This window comes from Flavobacterium esculini, assembly GCF_048284325.1.
GTDB lineage: Bacteria > Bacteroidota > Bacteroidia > Flavobacteriales > Flavobacteriaceae > Flavobacterium.
In genome coordinates, this window is the sequence record NZ_JBLVPI010000016.1 from 1 (window position 1) to 16,466 (window position 16,466).

Below are 16,466 nucleotides of genomic sequence, written 5' to 3' on the forward strand. Positions count from 1 at the left end.
AATATTACAATAATGAAAGAATAAAACTGAATTTAAACGGAATGAGCCCGACACAATATCGAGCTCATTATTATCAAAATTAATTATAAATTTGTCTAAAATTTTGGGTGCAGTCTAAATGGAGACCGTCTTTATTGATTTTCAGAAAGATAAAATTAATTATTATGCTTTTCCATGGCATCTCTGTACTTTTCCATAGCCTCTTCGTATTTAGCCATTTCTTTTTCAAATATTTTTTCGCGTTTAGCCATTACTTCTTCCACTTCTTTTTCATAAGCACTCATGTCTGGCTCGAAAGCTTCCATCTTTTTTTCGAATTCTTTCATTTTTTTCTCAAATTCAGCCATTGCTTTTTTATCTTTTACGTTCGATGGATGAGCCGGTGGCGCAGATAGTTTTGACATATCAGGAGAAGGAGCTACTGGCATTGGTCCGTCTGGAAATTTTGGTGGTGTTGGCGGAGCTGGAATATCGGTATCATTGAAAGTTTGAGTAGTGGTTTTAGTAGTGATTCTAATTGTTTTTTCTTTTTTATTGACATCCATTTTGTCAATTGTATTTTGGTCTAATTGTAATAATTCATTTTTATCTGCTTTTTCGCCATTGATATAAATGTCATTTTCAGTAATTGTTTTGTGGAATTTTTTTGTAACTATTCTGATTTCTTGTTGATTATTTTTTTTATTTACATCCATGCGCTCAATTTCATTAGGATCTAATTTATCCATATCATTTTGACTTACTTTTTCTCCATTAATGAAAATTTCTTTGTCAATAGAAATCGTTTTATCTGATGATGCCGTTATTCTATCATTTTTAATTTTTGCATCAATTTCAGTGTCAGTGATATCAATTTTTCCTCCTTCATGCTTGATGTAAATATCTTTGATTGCATTCGAACTATGTTGTTTGTAAGTGCCATTACCATATAAATTTTCATTATAATTGACTGTTATTCCTGTGATTTCATTACTTGAATTACGTTCTATTTCAGAGAATACTAAATTGCAATTAAATTCTTTTTTGAAAAATTCAGCTTTCTTTTTTAGTTCTTCATCTGAAAAATTCTTGTTAATCGTTGTAACGATATCCAGGACACTTTTTGATACATTGTGATTCGTTTTTTCCTGTGCAATAGTTTTAATTTGGAATAAGAATACAAACGCCGCTAATAATGGAAGTACCAAAGCATACTTCCAGGAATTCCATTTTTTTGATTGATTTTTGTTTAACATAACGATTCGTTTTTTGATTAATGATTGATAAAAATGATTGGTGATGGCAACACAATTCTCGTGTGTTGTTATTTTTAAAAGCGTGATTTGATAGGCTTTTTTGTCGGATATTTTCTTTGTGGCTTCGTTGTCTGCAATGAATTCAAGGTTTTGTAGCATTGCTTTTTTGTACCACCAAATGAATGGATTGAACCAAAATACAATACAAAACAATCTCGAAATCAAAACATCAATGGTATGATTTTGTTCACTGTGTACTTTTTCATGTTCTAAAATATTTTCTAATTCGGAAGCGGTGTATAAAGCCGAATTGTAAACGATGGTATTGAAATAGGAAAATGGAGCTACATTTTCTTTGATATCTATAAATTTAAAATCAGCTTGTTGTTGAATGGATTTTCCTTTGAGAACAGCATTCAAACTATAAAAATCAAAGGCAAATTTGGCCAATAAAAGCAGTGTTCCAATTCCGTAAGCAAGAGCTGTAAGCATTGGTAAATAATCTTCAAATGTTTTTTCTTGTGTATAATTTGTAACGGGAATCGTAGACCAATTAATAGGAGTTGCAGCCGGTTCTATCCAGATTATTTTTGTGATAAAAACAAATGGCAAAAGAACGGAAGTAATTAATCCAGCCAATAAAAACCAACGATTGCTGTTAAAAAAGGTTTCTTTTCGCAGCATTAAAAAATAAGCTAAATAAAATAGGACGATTAGTCCACTGGATTTGATGAGATAAATAAACAGTGCTTCCATACGCTATGTATTATATTTTTAGTTTATCACTTTTTTTCTGCTGTTGCAAAACGATTCTTCATAAAGAATTATTTCTTTTCTTCCTGATTTTCAATCATGGTCAAAATCTCCCGTAATTCGGCAGCAGAAATTTTCTCTTCTTTGGCAAAAAAGGAGACCATGTTTTTATACGAACTATTAAAGTAATTATCGATTGCCGTATTCATGAAACGTTTTCTATATTCTTCCAGACTAACAATAGGGTAGTATTGATGGGTGTTCCCAAAGGCATTGTGTGAAACAAACCCTTTTTCTTCCAGATTGCGTACAATAGTGGAAAGGGTGTTGTAATGAGGCTGTTCTTCAGTAATTTCGGCCATGACTTCTTTTACAAAAGCTTTTTTGAGCTTCCATAAAATGTGCATGATTTCTTCTTCTTTATTGGTTAACTTTTGCATGAGTTTTTTATTTGAATCAAACTTACAACTATATTTTTAGTTACGCAACTATAAATATAGTTATTTAACTAATTTTTTAGTTTTTAGATGATGTTGTCTTATTTTTTAACGTTAATTTGGAAAAATGAAAGTGCTTTTTTCAGATGTATTGTTATGGAAAGGAGGCCGCGTGAGGGATTACTTCACAGTGCATTTATTTTCATAGGAGTTCAGTGAATTTCATTTGCAGCAAGCTACCAAAGTAGCGCGTATAGCCCGACCGCCTTGATAAAAGGGGCAGTAAAACCAGCTAATTAGTTTGCCCCTTTTATCAAGGTGGTCACGCCCAAAATATTAAAACAGGATTATTTTTGTTCTATTTGAACGAGTTTTTGCAGCCAAATGCAGCCTAAAACGGAAAGAACTCCTAAGCTGCCCATGAAAAACCAGTTGGTCTGATACCCAAAATGCCCAATAAGTTCCAGTCCAGTTTTGGAACTCGCAATATGTGCTAAACTAAAACTCATAGTAAACAACGCCATGTAGCGTCCTTCATGGCCTTTTGGAGCTCTGCTTAACGCAAAAGAATTAGAGAAAGGAAAGATGAACATTTCCCCAAAAGTGATTATGATGATGCTGATTACTAATATTCCCGCCCAAGTGTTGATCAAAAGCAGGTAAAAACTGATGGACATGAGTACACAACCCCAAAGGATAATTTTGAGTTTTTCAATACTTTTTCTTTGGCTGAAACTCACAATGGGCATTTCCAGAAAGAAAATTAATAATCCGTTTAAGGATAATAAAAGTCCACTTTGAAATTCGGTAAGTCCAAATTTCTCATTGTGATACAAGGGTAAAGTGGTGAAAAGTTGAAAGAATAGCATGGCTGTGGCAAAACATACAAACAGGAATATCCAGAATATTTTGTCTTTAAAAACGGAAATAGGTATTTCGGTTTCACTAGCAATGGTATTTAAATCAGCGGGTTTTTTGCGTTCTTTTACCAATAAGGCAAAAATCAAAATGGAAACGATACAGGAACTTCCATCGATCCAAAAAAGTCCGCTATATCCCAAATTCATGATGATTAAACCTCCCAAAGCCGGCCCGGCAGTAAAACCTAAGTTTACCGCCAGTCGAACTAAAGTCAGCGCTCTGGTGCGATTTTCAGGTTTAGCATACGTTCCTAGGGAAACAAACATGGCGGGACGGAACATATCGGCCACGGTCATGATAACAAACATTCCAATACACAATCCCCAAAAAGTACGGATGTATTGTACGAGAAATAATAGGATTCCGCTGGTAAATAAACTGAAAACCATGATTTTATAAAACCCAATTTTATCAGATAATTTACCGCCAAGCCAAGAACCCAGCATGGATCCAAAACCAAAAGCGACCATAATCCATCCTACTTGTGCGTAGGATAATTGCAAATCTTCTTTTAAATATTTAGATAAAAAGGGCAAAACCATCGTTCCGGCGCGATTGATAAAAGTAATCAAGGTAAGAATCCATACTTCTCTTGTGAATCCTTTAAAATTATTGAGATAGCGTTGGAAAGCAGTTTGGATCATCTATAAAGTTCTAATTTTGTAAAGGTAGAAAACTTTGTAGCGATACGTCTTTGTAGCATTGTAACTTTTAAACTATTTTTGCTTAAAATTATAAAAATGAGAATGCTATTCGCTTTAGTTTTTTTAGTGCAGTTTAATTTTGGCTTTGGCCAAGAAAAATTTGATGTTTCGGCTGTTGCCAAATTTCAAAAGGATTTAAACACTGAATATGCAGATGTGAAAACGAGTCCTTTGACAAGCGAAGATTTGGCTGTATTCAAAGCGTTGGATTTTTACCCGGCTACTGAAAAGTTTTTTGTGACCGCTAAATTTGTCAGAACAAAAAAAGAAAAACCATTTGAGATGAAAACCTCTACGGACAGAAAACCGTTGTATGTAAAATACGGAGAAGTTCTCTTTACGATTGATGGAAAAGAACTAAAATTAAATGTGTACAAAAACATTGAACTTTCGAAAAAAGCAGCCTATAAAGACTATTTATTTTTACCATTTTCTGATTTGACTTCGGGGAATGAAAGTTATATAGGTGGGAAATATATCGATTTGAGAATCCCAAAAGGAGATACAATTGTCATCGATTTTAATACTTCGTACAATCCGTATTGTGCTTATAATCATAAATATTCCTGTCCAAAAGTGCCTTTGGAAAACGATTTGAATATCGAAATAAAAGCAGGAGTTAAAAAATTTCACGACTAATGCAGTACTTTAATTTACATACCCATAAATTCACGAATCAACCGGAAGTGTTGGAGTTAGTGAATCAATATCCTTGGGAATTTGATGTTACGATTCCATTTTATTCTATTGGAATTCATCCTTGGTTTATTGTTGAAGAACGATTGGAATCTGATTTTGCGATAATCGAAAGTAAATTGCAAGAACCAAGTTGTCTGGCTATTGGCGAATGCGGACTGGACAAACGAATAGCAATTCCAATGGAATTGCAACAATTGGTTTTCGAAAAACAGTTGCTTTTGGCACAGCAATATCAGAAACCAGTTGTGATTCATTGTGTTGCCGCTTTTCAGGAATTGATTGAGATTACAAAAAAATTAAATAGTACCGTTCCAATACTTATTCATGGGTTTTCCAAAAGTGAACAGTTAGCGAAACAGTTATTGGAAAACGGATTTTATATTTCGTTTGGAAAATATTTATTGCTAAATCCCGAGCTGGAAACGGTTTTTAAAAGCATGCCGAATGATCGATTTTTCTTGGAAACGGATACTGCAGAAGAAAGTTTGGCAACCGTTTATGCTTTGGCAGCAAAATACAAAGGAGTTTCGGTAGAAGAAATTCAAAAACAGGTGAATAGTAATTTTGATACTATTTTTAAACAAATAAACAGATAACCAAATTAACGAATAAACTTTTATTATGGCAGAGTGGACAGAAAGAGCCGAACTTTTATTTAAAAAAGAAGGTTTAAATAAATTACAAAATGCAAATATACTAGTCGTAGGACTTGGTGGTGTGGGCTCCTTTGCAGCCGAATTTTTGGCGAGAGCAGGAGTAGGGAAAATGACAATTGTAGATGGTGATGTAGTTGATATTACCAACATAAACAGACAACTACCTGCCTTGCATTCTACTGTGGGACAACCAAAAGTTACAGTTGTAGGCGACCGATTAATGGATATTAATCCAGAATTGAAATTGATACGTGTGCAGGAATTTCTCTCGCCAGAGCGTGCTTTCGAAATTATTTCGGAGGAATTTGATTATGTTTTGGATTGTATTGACAGTGTAACTCCAAAATTGAATTTGATTATTGCAGCCAAAAGAAAAAGAGTGAAAATCATCAGCAGTATGGGTGCTGGCGGAAAGATGGAAGCTTCCAAAGTAAAGGTGACGGATATTACAAATACCGTGAATTGTTTCTTTGCAAAAACAATCAGAAGACGATTAAAAGAAGTGAAAATTGATAAATTGAAAGTGGTCTTTTCTTCTGAGATTCAAGATGAATCCAGTTTAAAAATGACCGACGGTTCTAATTTTAAAAAATCATTTTACGGAACCAACAGTTATATGCCAGGATTATTTGGATTGTATGCTGCAGAAACCGTGATTCGGTATTTACTTAAAAAAGAGTAGTCAGGTTTCAGGTAGCAGATAACAGAAAGCAGATTTTATAAAACTAAAAAAAATGATACAAACAGTAATTTTCGACATGGATGGTGTAATTGTCGACACAGAACCAGTACACCGTTATGCTTATTTCAAACAATTTGATGAATTGAACATTGCAGTCACCGAAGATTTGTATACTTCATTTACAGGAAATTCCACTCGGAATATATTCCAGAAATTGAAAGAAAAGTTCAACTTAGAGCATGATGTTGAAGATTTAATTTTGAGAAAAAGATCCATCTTTAACGATGCTTTTGATAGCAAAGAAGATTTAGAATTGTTAGAAGGTGTTGAAAAATTAATAAAAGAATTATACGAAAACGGAATCCAATTGATTTTAGCTTCCTCAGCTTCAAAAGTTACTATAGAACGTGTTTTTCGTCGCTTTAAGCTGCACGAATACTTTACTCATGTTGTGAGTGGAGAAGATTTTCCTAAATCAAAACCACATCCCGCCATTTTTGAGCACGCTGCGAGTTTATCTATTGCTCCAAAAGTAAATTGTATTGTAATTGAAGACAGCACTAACGGAATTAAAGCTTCAAAAGCTGCCGGGATTTTCTGTGTGGGGTACAATAGTATTCATTCAAAAGACCAAGATTTATCGGAAGCTGACATAGTAATCAATCATTTCAATGAATTAGGTTTTGATGAAGTGAAAAATATTGATTCCAAATTAAGTAATAATTAACATTTAAGAATACCTGAATTTGTAAATTTGGAAAACATAAAAACTAATACTATGAAAAATATTCTAATTGCATTTGCTATTATCATTGCAAATTTTACCATTGAGGCACAGGTGAAAACACCACAGTCAAGTCCGAAATCTACAATCATACAAGCAGTAGGTTTGACAGATGTAGAGATTAATTATTCAAGACCAAGTGCAAAAGGAAGAGCTGTTTTTGGTAATTTGGTTCCTTTTGGAAAAGTTTGGAGAACGGGAGCTAATGAAAACACAACGATATCATTTAGTGATGATGTTGTTATTGATGGTAAAACTTTGAAAAAAGGAAAATATGCTTTGTACACCATTCCAAAAATTGAAAGTTGGGATATATTATTTTATTCAACGACCGATAACTGGGGTAATCCAGCAGAATGGAATGAAGCAAATGTAGTACTTAAAGCTACTGTTAAACCAGAAACTTTATCTAAAAATGTAGAAACATTTACGATAGGAATAAGCGGTTTAGATAACAATTTTGCTTTTTTAGAAATGTATTGGGAGAATTCCTATGCAGCTGTAAAGTTTGAAGTTCCTACAGAGAAAAAAGCAATGGCTAACATAGAAAAAACTTTGGCTGGTCCAGCCGCAGGAGATTATTTCTCAGCTGCACAATATTTATATCAATCAAATGGAGATAATGCCAAAGCATTGGTTTATGTAAACAAAGCTTTGGATATGAGTACAGAAAAACCGTTTTGGTATAACAGATTAAAATCATTAATACAAGCTAAGCTTGGAGATAAAAAGGGAGCTATTGAAACCGCAAAATTATCGCTTGCTGCTGCAGAGATTGCTAAAAACCAAGATTATGTAAAAATGAATAAAGACAGTATAGCAGAGTGGAGTAAAAAGTAATTCTTCTTATCTTTTTCAAAAAAAATCCGTCTTGAATCTTTCAAGACGGATTTTTTTTGAACGGGACACTAACCAATAATTGAGTCTTTTTGCTTTCTGAAAATAGTCCATTGTAAGAGCAAAGAAATCACAATCGTTAACAAAGCCCCAATGAAATTCAGCCATAAATAGCCCAGTTTTTCTTCTCCACTTGGATAAATGTAAATCGCAAAGTAGTAGATTATAAAAATGGCTAATTGGCTAAAAATGGCGCTGCTAAAAATAGCTTTGGCGTGTACCTTTTTGACATAGAAACCAACCAGAAAAATTCCTAAAACGGTACCGTAAAATATCGAACCAATGATATTTACCAATTGAATTAAATTCTCGAATAACGTTCCAATACATGCAAAAAGAATCGCAATAATACCCCAAACCAGCGTAAAAAATTTCGTGGCATTGAGATAATGCTTTTCTGATTTTTCTTCTTTAAGATTGCGTTTGTAAATATCTATTGCCGTAGTGGATGCCAATGCATTCAGTCCGGAAGCCGTAGATGACATGGCAGCCGAAATAATTACCGCGAGCAATAAACCAATAAGTCCTTTGGGTAAATAATTAAGGATAAAGTGAAAAAATACATAATCTTTATCGTTGGTTTCACTGCGGCTATCGGCTTTTAGGATAATTTCTTTGGCACGATCTCTTAAATCTTTTTCTTTGTTGGATAATGCAATTAATTCTTTTCGAAGAATCGGATTGTCATAATCCTGATTCAGCTGATCGATATACAATAGATTAATTACTTTTTTATCTTCAGATAGTTCATCCAGTTTTTTTTCCAGTGTATGATATTCTCCTTTGTACTGGGATTTCTCCACAATTATTTTATTATTGGGATTAAAATTTAAAGGAACCGGATTGAATTGGAAAAAAACAAAAACCATTACTCCGGTAAGCAGAATGAAAAATTGCATCGGAACTTTTAAAAGCCCGTTCATTATCAATCCCATTTGGCTTTCACGAACTGATTTTCCTGATAAATAACGTCCTACTTGAGATTGATCAGTACCAAAATACGCTAATGCCAAGAAAAAACCGCCCGTTATTCCGCTCCAAAAAGTATATTTTTCTTCTGGATCAGTTGAAAAACTAACAATATTCATTTTATCATTTGCCCCAGCAATATGCAAGGCATTAGTAAAAGTCATATCATTTGGCAGATAATGTAAAATCAGAAAAAAGGTGATTAACATTCCGGACATGATTACAAACATTTGTTGTTTTTGAGTTACGTTTACAGCTTTCGTTCCTCCAGAAAAGGTATATATAATTACCAATACTCCAATAATAATATTCATTATAGTAAGGTTCCAACCCAATATAGCCGACAAAATGATAGCCGGAGCATAAATTGTTAGTCCTGTTCCCAAACCTCTTTGAAACAAGAAAAGTAGGGCTGCAAGCGAACGCGTTTTTAAATCGAATCGTTCTTCTAAGTATTCATAAGCGGTATAGACTTTATATTTGTGGTAAATTGGTATAAAAGTGACACAAATTACTACCATGGCAATAGGCAATCCAAAATAGAATTGTACAAACCCCATTCCGTCATGATATGCTTGTCCTGGTGTTGAAAGAAAGGTAATAGCGCTGGCTTGTGTGGCCATAACCGAAAGTCCAACCACATACCAAGGCGTTTCATTACCGCCTAGAATAAAATCTTCGACATTTTTACTTCCTTTTGTTTTCCAAGCACCATAAATTACAATAAATAGTAAAGTGGCTATAAGTACGACCCAATCAAATAGTTGCATAATTTAAGAGTATAATTCCATTATTAGATAAAAAATCAAAATATAGATGGCGTTAGCTACAAGAACCCATGTATAGTTTTTTTTCCAGGTTTTTATTTTTTTTGTTTGCATTTTTGGATTTTTTTAATTCTTGATTTTTTGGGCAGGAATGGTTACCGGTGATTTTAGCGAAATCATATTTGATAATAATCTAAAAGCACCTGGAACGCCTTCAGGTAATTCCCTGAACAAACTTAAACCGGTATAAATATAATATCCTTTTCCGTAAGGGGCGACTAACAAAGCGCCATCTTTTGGAATTTCTCCTTTATCATTTGATGATAAAATAGGCGTGAATGCTTTATCGAATTCATTAGGATAATACAATCCTTGTTCTTGTTTCCAGCCTTCAAAATCTTTTGAAGTGATTTTATTTGGGAAATTCATGATGGGGTGATTAGGTGCTAAAAATCGAACTTCGGCATTTTCTTCGGTAACTCGGTCGCGTGAAATTTTGAGTGAAAACGGAGCGATATTAGCCAAAGCAATATCATCTGGTGTATTGTATTGTACCAACATCGTTTTTCCTTCTTTTACAAAATCCAAAAGAATGCTTTGCTTGTCTGCCAATGCTTGAACGGTATTGTAAGCTCTGACTCCAGTCATAATTACATCAAAATCAGCTAATTTTTCAGGCGTTATTTCTTCGGGTTTTAGCAGCGTCACTATATACCCCATTTGCGTTAAGCTTTTAGGGACTTCATCGCCGGCTCCCATTATATAACCAATGTGTTCGTCTTTCGTTTTTAAATCCAGTTTCATGAATTTAGCTTCAGCTGGTTTCAAAACTTGTTGCTTGGTAATATGATTGAAATCGATGATGATTTGGTCTTTATCATATTCTATATTTTCAATGACAGCAATACTTTTGGCGACAGCTTCATGGGGTTTATTTGGTGGAGTTACCTCAAAATACACGATTTGTTCCGTTCCCTTTTTTTCTAAATTAAAAGGAATTAATTTTGGAGAAACGATCCAATTACTTGGCAATTCCAATTTTAAATTACCTTTCACCGCATCTTTTCCAGCTTTGATTTTTACTGCTACAGTTTTATTTTTGTCATCCTTAAAAAGGGCCACTTTGTCCAGAATACTAGTCGTTATCTCTGGAACAATATCTAAATAATTGTACATTTCTCCTTTTACGCCATCATTGTATTTGTAGATAACGGTTCGTTCAACAGAAATGTCAATCCCATTGATTTGGATGTTAAAAACTACTTTTACATCCCGAATGATATCAGGAATCCCAATATTTTTTTGATTATTTACCGTATATATTCCTTCATTGCCTTTTTCTTTTAACCAATACGGTTGTGTATACTCTATGGTTTTAGGCAATTGTAAATCAAGGTTTATGTTTTTTAAAATATTAGTATTTAAAGTCGTATTTTGAGGCGTGTTTTTTTGTTCCGGCAAAGTGGTGACACTCATTAATTGCATCGGAATAGCACTTCTGTTTATGGCCTCGAGTTTTAGTTTTACAATGCTGCCGGGAGTTGCTTCCTGATTTTGGGCAACTGCTTCAAGATACAATCCGGAACAAGCAGCAATAATTTCTTTTATCGCAGACGATTTTAATGTGGTCCAATGTTTCTCTTCCAATGCTTGCATCATGGTGTAGGCTTTCGCCAAATTTGGAATACTGGCCGAAGGATTTGTATAATCAAACTGAGCAGCGATGGTTGTCAATAATTCTCCGATAGGTTTTCCACCTTTTACTCGGTTCCAACTCGTGTCAACTCCTTCAAAAATTGAAGATTTATTTTTTAATGGTTCGCCATTTATAAATTCTAAATATTCGGTTTCCTCACCACGACTTCCGGTACTGCCGAAACCCTGCGACTGATGACGACTGCGGCTTAAAGCAGCAATTTCCTGATTTGATTTTCCAACGGAAGGGAAATAAGCACCTATTTGCATCTCTATCAAATTTGATTTGTCAGCGGCATCAAATTTTTCTTTGCTGCCATAAAACCACCAGGAAGTATTAAAAAACTGGCGTTTGGGTTGCCAAGGCTGAACTAATTTTAATTGTTCCGGAAAAATAGTTGGATTCTTGGCTAAATCAAAACTTTCTACGCTCAGTATTGCCGATGCAGTATGGTGACCGTGCGTAGTTCCGGGAGAACGATGATCAAACCGATTGATGATTACATCAGGTTGAAATTTTCTAATGGCCCAAACAATATCAGAAAGCACTTTTTGTTTGTCCCAAATTTCTAATGTTTCAGTTGGATTCTTAGAAAAACCAAAGTCATTGGCACGGGAAAAAAATTGTTCACCACCATCTATTTTTCTGGCTTCTATCAGTTCTTGAGTGCGAATTACACCTAATAATTCGCGTAACTGTGGACCTATTAAATTTTGCCCGCCATCACCGCGCGTCAACGATATGTAACCAGTTCTTGCCTTAGTCTCATTTGATAGATAAGAAATCAAACGGGTGTTTTCATCATCAGGATGTGCTGCTATATAAAGTACTGAACCTAAAAAATTAAGCTTTTGAATTTGATTATAAATTTCAACCGAATTTAGTTTTTGAGGTTGTTGCGCTATTGTTATTTGAAAACAAAAAAGAAATAATAGAATCGCTTGCAGGTGTTTTTTTTGCATTATTTTAAATTTAATTTGCAATAGCTTCAAATGTAGCAATTAAATATTTTTTTTATATTGCTTTAAAAGAGTATTTTTAGTGTGACTTACGATTAATACTCACGATTATCGATTTTTATGTCTAAATAAATCAAATAACCATTATACTGTTTAGTAAGAAATTTTAAAACCTCCTCTAATTCTATTGGGTATAGAATTATTTATTTGGCTAACAAATATAAGCAATTCCACTACCAAATTATTTGTGGATTAATTTTTGGCTTTATAAATTTTAAAGTAAAATCCCAAACACTTAAAAATTAATTAAAAGGATTTGGGATTAATAGATGTATTTTTTTTAATGATTACCTGTACCCAATGTTCGTTGTTTAATGGCAATTTTATTTTTATCAGTTACTACAGTTTGTGTTTGTGCTAAACCTATTGCCAGTGAAAGCAAAAGCGAACTACTTAATACAGTACCTGCTTTTAAAAATTTTCTGCAATCATGATTTTTATACTATATTTTTTGTGATTGTTACTGATTAGGAGCTAATTCACCATACCAATAGGCAGCAGTTACACCGCCATCCATTAAAAAATCGCTTCCTGTAATAAATGCACCGTCTCGGCCCATCAACAAAGCACCCACAACGCCAACTTCATCTGGTGTACCAGCTCTTCCAGCAGCGGATATTTCTATCATTCGGCGATAACCAGCACCTCGTGGTCCCTCTAATTCATCTTTTGCAAGAGGTGTAATAATTATTCCCGGACTAATGGTATTGATTCGAGCACCCCGTTTACCCCAACGAACTGCTTCTGCCTTTACTCGCAGTGAATTTCCTCTTTTGGATAATTGGTAGGCATGGAGCGAATCTTTCACCTGATCTGGTTGAAGCATAGCAAGGGAAAGCAATTGATCAGTAGGTGTGGTGGCAAGAGCTTTATCTTGCTCTGGCGTAAGTGATGGTAGACGATGCCCTGATTGTGAAGCTATCACTACACCCGAACCGCCGTCCTCAATGACGTTCCCAAATTCTTCCAATACCAGAGCTGTTCCATATAAATCAACGTGTAGAATTGTTGATGGAGAGGCTTGAGAAGGAGAAACTCCAGCGGCATGTATGAGTCCGGTGATGTTTCCAATTGCTGTAGCATTTTCAACAAGAGCTTGAACCGATTCTCTAGATGATACGTCAACAATTGTAGTGCTTACTACGAAGCCCGCTTCGCTGAGTACTTTTGCAGCTGCATCACTATTTTCTTGGCGAAGATCAGCGAGAAGCAGATGATTTCCTGCTCCAACACGTCTGGCAATTGCCTGGCCAATTGATCCGGCACCAATAACTACTATTACATTTACTTTTTTCATTTTTTTATTTTTTATTTCCCTACTCTTTGTTGTAAATGAGTAGGATATCTGTCACCCTGAATTTTGGTTTTAGTAAAGGCATCATCTATTGCTTTAATATCACTGACAGATAAATCAATAGATGCACCTCCAATATTTTCGGTCAATCGATGTGATTTTGTAGTTCCGGGAATGGGAACAATCCATGTTTTTTGTGCCAACAGCCATCCCAATGCAATTTGTGCAGACGTTGCTTCTTTTTGAGAAGCAATCGTACCTAATAAATCTATTAGTTTTTGATTGGCTTTTCTATTTTCTTCACTAAAACGAGGAACAATATTTCTAAAATCAGTAGGATCAAATTTTGTATTTTCATTGATGGCACCGGTCAAAAAACCTTTACCTAATGGGCTAAAAGGAACAAAGCCAATTCCTAATTCTTCCAGTGTTGGTAAAATCTCTAATTCAGGTTCTCTCCACCAAATGGAGTATTCGCTTTGCAAAGTGGTCACAGGTTGTACCGCATGGGCCTTGCGAATAGATTGAACACCGGCTTCTGAAAGTCCAAAATGTTTTACTTTTCCTTCTTGAATTAGGTCTTTAACTGTACCGGCTATATCTTCCATAGGTACATTATTGTCTACTCTGTGCTGGTAAAATAAATCGATTACATCTGTCTTTAGTCGTCTTAATGATTCTTCTGCTACTGCTCTTATACGTTCAGGGCGACTGTCTAGTCCTTTACTTGAATCTCCTTCTTTAAATCCAAACTTGGTAGCAATGACGACATCTTTACGAAAAGGCGCCAAGGCTTCGCCAACTAATTCTTCATTCTCCTTGCCATAAGCTTCTGCGGTATCAAAGAATGTGATTCCTTGTTCGTAGGCACTTCTTATTAATTTTAGGGCTTGTTGTTTATCTGTGGCTGGACCGTAACCAAAATTTAAACCCATACAACCCATTCCAAGAGCAGAAACTTCTAATCCGTTATTTCCTAATATTCGTTTTTGCATGATTTTATGTTTTAATTTGAATAGTTTTTAATAACCTGCAGTGGTATGTAGGTTTACTAGTTTCCATTTGTCGTTTTTCTTGGTATACACTTCAGTATAAACTAAATGATACAGACTTCCGCCATTTATCGTAAATTTTGCTTTGCCTACCAATACCGCTGTATCACGATATACTTTTACTGATGCTTCTTTTTGTTCAATTTTATTGTAAACAAAACTTCCATTTCTCAATTGGTTCATCCAATCCTTTTTTGTGGTGATGTGTCCAGTAATATGGACAAATACCAATTCATCATCAAATAGATTTTCAATGGCATCAAAATCTCCTTCGGTTTTCCAACGGAATTTTTCTAAGGATAAATTGAGAATTTCTTTTTCAGCTCCCGATTGAGCAAAAATAGTAGGGGTAGACATAGCGCACATGATACTTATTAGTTTGATTAAAAATTTCATATAATTTTCACTGTAATTTGGACCATTATTGAATAATACTTGCTTTCATAGCCAATACTTGCCATGGTTTTTTATGATTTACCCTTGTAAAAACTTCAATATATGAAAGACGTAATGCCACTTTTTTACCCGAAATGCTAACTGCAAATTTCCCTTTACCAGTAACAATGGCTGTATTGCCAGTTACGGTAGCTTTATTTTCCTCTATATCTATACTCTCATGAATAAAATTACCACTTTTTAATCTATTTAGATAGCCATCTTTAAATTGACTGCTTCCATCTGAGCTGAGGACTACGAATTTTTCATGAAAAACGTTTGCTAAAGAATCAATTTTATTGTCAACTTCCCAGTGGAAAATTTTTGCGGACAATTTTAATACTTCTTTTTCATTAGATGTTTGTGAAAAAGATTGAAAGCTGATGAAAAGAACAATTAATAAAAGATAAGTTTTCATATTTATATAATTATTGATTATTATTAAATTCATTATTCAGACATTGAAAGTAAACCTTCATCTAATCTAGCTCCCTGAATTTTTATTTCTGACAATTGATTATCAATGTAATTAAGGTCTTCAGTAGTTAATAAAAGATCGACTGATTTGATGTTGTCATCAATGTATGCTACTTTGTCCATTCCAGGAATTGGTACAATCCAAGGTTTTTGTGCCAGCAACCACGCAAGTGCTATTTGTACAGGTGTTGCATTTTTTTCTTTTGCAATTACTCTCAACATATCGACAACTGGCATATTGGCTTTCATTGCTTCTTGCGTAAATCGAGGAAAACTAGCTCTTAAATCTGTAGCACTATCGAATTTAGTATCAGGAGTTATTGTTCCTGTAAGGAAACCTGTTCCTAATGGTCCCCAAGGCACAAAACCAATTCCTAATTCTTCACATAAAGGTAGCACCTCAAATTCTGGTTCTCTTGTCCAAATAGAGTATTGATTTTGAACAGCAGCAACTGGATGAATGGCATGAGCTTTTCTGATGGTTGAAGCCCCAGCTTCAGAAAGTCCGTAATGAAGAATTTTACCTTCGTTGATTAAATCTTTAAGTGTTCCTGCAACGTCCTCGATTGGAATAGCAGGATCTACTCTATGTTGGTAAAATAAATCAATATAATCTGTTTTTAAACTTTTTAAAGAGGCTTCCGCAACCGCTCTAATATTTTCTGGGCGACTGTCTGTTCCGGTAATAGCTCCATTTTCTAATTTGAAACCAAATTTAGTAGCAATTATTACGTTTTTTCTAAAAGGGACTAATGCTTCTCCAAGAAGTTTTTCGTTTATGTAAGGACCATAACCCTGAGCGGTATCAAAAAAAGTAATGCCTCTTTCTACACCTGCTCTAATAATTTTGACTCCTTCACTTTCTTCAACAGCTTTACCTGTTCCAAAGCTTAAATTCATAACTCCCATTCCTAAAGCGGAGACTTCTAATCCGCTATTTCCTAATTTTCTTGTTTTCATTTTTACATGATTTTATTCAAATTCCTTTC

16 protein-coding genes are annotated in these 16,466 nt (G+C 34.4%); 6 read left to right on the top strand and 10 right to left on the bottom strand.

The features are described from left to right. The coding region (locus ACNQGG_RS13580; RefSeq protein ID WP_417965007.1) for an IS3 family transposase at positions 1-83 on the top strand (83 nt) is incomplete at its 5' end. 72 nt (positions 84-155) lie between these two features. On the opposite strand, the gene ACNQGG_RS13585 is transcribed toward ACNQGG_RS13580, so the two are convergent. From ACNQGG_RS13585 to ACNQGG_RS13595, 3 genes are all read right to left on the bottom strand, one after another. Then, entirely contained in the window at positions 156-1,991 is a 1,836-nt protein-coding gene (locus ACNQGG_RS13585) for a M56 family metallopeptidase (RefSeq protein ID WP_417964817.1), read from the bottom strand. Positions 1,992-2,059: 68 nt separating this feature from the next. Continuing rightward, positions 2,060-2,428 carry a BlaI/MecI/CopY family transcriptional regulator gene (locus ACNQGG_RS13590; RefSeq protein ID WP_416856492.1) on the bottom strand — a complete coding sequence of 123 codons (369 nt, stop codon included), beginning with the start codon at positions 2,426-2,428 and terminating at the stop codon, positions 2,060-2,062. A 344-nt stretch (positions 2,429-2,772) separates the two neighbouring features. Next, positions 2,773-3,990: an MFS transporter gene (locus ACNQGG_RS13595; RefSeq protein WP_417964819.1), complete on the bottom strand. Its 1,218-nt coding sequence runs from the start codon at positions 3,988-3,990 to the stop codon at positions 2,773-2,775. A 96-nt stretch (positions 3,991-4,086) separates the two neighbouring features. Between ACNQGG_RS13595 and ACNQGG_RS13600 the strand changes: the two genes are divergently transcribed. The 5 genes from ACNQGG_RS13600 to ACNQGG_RS13620 are packed head-to-tail and all read left to right on the top strand — an operon-like array spanning position 4,087 to position 7,711. Then, positions 4,087-4,689 (top strand): DUF1684 domain-containing protein, encoded by a 603-nt coding sequence (locus ACNQGG_RS13600; protein ID WP_417964821.1) that lies wholly within the window; start codon positions 4,087-4,089, stop codon positions 4,687-4,689. After that, positions 4,689-5,345, top strand: a complete 657-nt coding sequence (locus ACNQGG_RS13605; protein WP_417964823.1) for a TatD family hydrolase — start codon at positions 4,689-4,691, stop codon at positions 5,343-5,345. Before ACNQGG_RS13600 ends, ACNQGG_RS13605 begins: the two co-directional genes overlap by 1 nt. A 25-nt stretch (positions 5,346-5,370) precedes the next feature. Then, the gene (locus ACNQGG_RS13610) at positions 5,371-6,087 is read left to right on the top strand and encodes a tRNA threonylcarbamoyladenosine dehydratase (protein ID WP_417964825.1); all 717 of its coding nucleotides are present in this window, start codon (positions 5,371-5,373) and stop codon (positions 6,085-6,087) included. Positions 6,088-6,139: 52 nt separating this feature from the next. Further along, complete coding sequence (locus ACNQGG_RS13615; RefSeq protein WP_417964827.1) at positions 6,140-6,814, top strand: HAD family hydrolase; 675 nt, start codon at positions 6,140-6,142, stop codon at positions 6,812-6,814. Positions 6,815-6,865: 51 nt separating this feature from the next. Then, a complete protein-coding gene (locus tag ACNQGG_RS13620) occupies positions 6,866-7,711 on the top strand; it encodes a DUF2911 domain-containing protein (protein ID WP_417964829.1) in 846 nt (281 codons plus the stop codon). A 68-nt stretch (positions 7,712-7,779) separates the two neighbouring features. Here ACNQGG_RS13620 and ACNQGG_RS13625 read toward each other — a convergent pair whose 3' ends face one another. The 7 genes from ACNQGG_RS13625 to ACNQGG_RS13655 all read right to left on the bottom strand — a co-directional run bounded on the left by ACNQGG_RS13625 (position 7,780) and on the right by ACNQGG_RS13655 (position 16,437). Continuing rightward, positions 7,780-9,507 carry a sodium:solute symporter family protein gene (locus ACNQGG_RS13625; RefSeq protein WP_416856484.1) on the bottom strand — a complete coding sequence of 576 codons (1,728 nt, stop codon included), beginning with the start codon at positions 9,505-9,507 and terminating at the stop codon, positions 7,780-7,782. A 123-nt stretch (positions 9,508-9,630) separates the two neighbouring features. Beyond that, entirely contained in the window at positions 9,631-12,162 is a 2,532-nt protein-coding gene (locus ACNQGG_RS13630; protein ID WP_417964831.1) for a PIG-L family deacetylase, read from the bottom strand. 517 nt (positions 12,163-12,679) lie between these two features. After that, positions 12,680-13,516 carry an SDR family oxidoreductase gene (locus ACNQGG_RS13635; protein WP_417964833.1) on the bottom strand — a complete coding sequence of 279 codons (837 nt, stop codon included), beginning with the start codon at positions 13,514-13,516 and terminating at the stop codon, positions 12,680-12,682. Positions 13,517-13,527: 11 nt separating this feature from the next. Continuing rightward, a complete protein-coding gene (locus ACNQGG_RS13640) occupies positions 13,528-14,508 on the bottom strand; it encodes an aldo/keto reductase (protein ID WP_417964835.1) in 981 nt (326 codons plus the stop codon). 27 nt (positions 14,509-14,535) lie between these two features. Beyond that, complete coding sequence (locus tag ACNQGG_RS13645) at positions 14,536-14,961, bottom strand: nuclear transport factor 2 family protein (protein ID WP_417964837.1); 426 nt, start codon at positions 14,959-14,961, stop codon at positions 14,536-14,538. Positions 14,962-14,986: 25 nt separating this feature from the next. Further along, on the bottom strand, positions 14,987-15,451 hold the full coding sequence (locus ACNQGG_RS13650) for a nuclear transport factor 2 family protein (protein WP_417964839.1): 465 nt from the start codon (positions 15,449-15,451) through the stop codon (positions 14,987-14,989). Beyond that, the gene (locus ACNQGG_RS13655) at positions 15,451-16,437 is read right to left on the bottom strand and encodes an aldo/keto reductase (RefSeq protein WP_417964841.1); all 987 of its coding nucleotides are present in this window, start codon (positions 16,435-16,437) and stop codon (positions 15,451-15,453) included. Before ACNQGG_RS13655 ends, ACNQGG_RS13650 begins: the two co-directional genes overlap by 1 nt. Between the last annotated feature and the right edge of the window lie 29 nt (positions 16,438-16,466).